At 71.0% G+C, this 731-nt stretch carries 1 protein-coding gene; it reads right to left on the bottom strand.

Features of this window, described 5'->3' with window-relative positions; translation table 11 throughout:
- Positions 1–731, bottom strand: a 731-nt coding sequence (locus ACGWYJ_RS38945; RefSeq protein ID WP_395111726.1) for a CHAP domain-containing protein, incomplete at both ends; no start/stop codon positions are given.

Raw genomic sequence — 731 nt, forward strand, 5'->3', positions numbered from 1 at the left:
GAGTCGGCGGTGTTGCCCTCGACGGTGCTGACGGTGCCGTCGCCGTTGTCCTTGACGACCAGGCCGACGTGTTCGATGGAGCCGATGTTCTTGGCGCCGTCGAAGTTGAAGAACACCACGGCGCCGGGGCGGGCCTTGGTGCCCCACCGGTCGTGGTCCTTGAACCACTGGGCGTGGGAGACGGTGTAGGCGTCGCCGCCCATGCCGCGGGCGCCGGCCTTGTCGCCGACCCAGGTGACGAACATGTCGCACCAGGAGGCGCCGTTGTAGTCGCCGACCTTGCCGCCGTCGCGTTCGGCGGTGCGCTTGGCGTGGTCGCTGTTGATGTACCAGCGGTGGAACTTGGTGTTGCCGTCGGCGCCCTCGGTGATCCCGACCTGCTTCTCGGCCAGCTTGATCACATCATGCGCCGTCGCCCCGGTCTTGTCCTGGGATCCCTTGCCGGGCTGGTGGCCGGCGAAGGTCTTGCCGGTCTGGCCGGGCTTGGCCTGCTCGGCCAGGTCCTTGACGGTGTCCTGGCCGCGCTGCGGGTCCTTCAGGTCCTTCAGGTCCTTCAGGTCGTTGAGGGGGGCCTGGTGCCCGGCGGTGGTGCCGGCGGTGGTGCCGGTGGGCTGGGTGGCGATGGCGGCGGTGGTGGTGGCCTGCTGGGGGGTGGTGTCGGCCAGTGCGGTGGCGGCCGAGCCGAAGGTCATCGCGCCCAGGGTGGCCGCGCCCAGCGCGCCGGCGGCGGC

This window comes from Actinomadura sp. SCN-SB (assembly GCF_043906805.1).
Classification (GTDB): domain Bacteria; phylum Actinomycetota; class Actinomycetes; order Streptosporangiales; family Streptosporangiaceae; genus Spirillospora.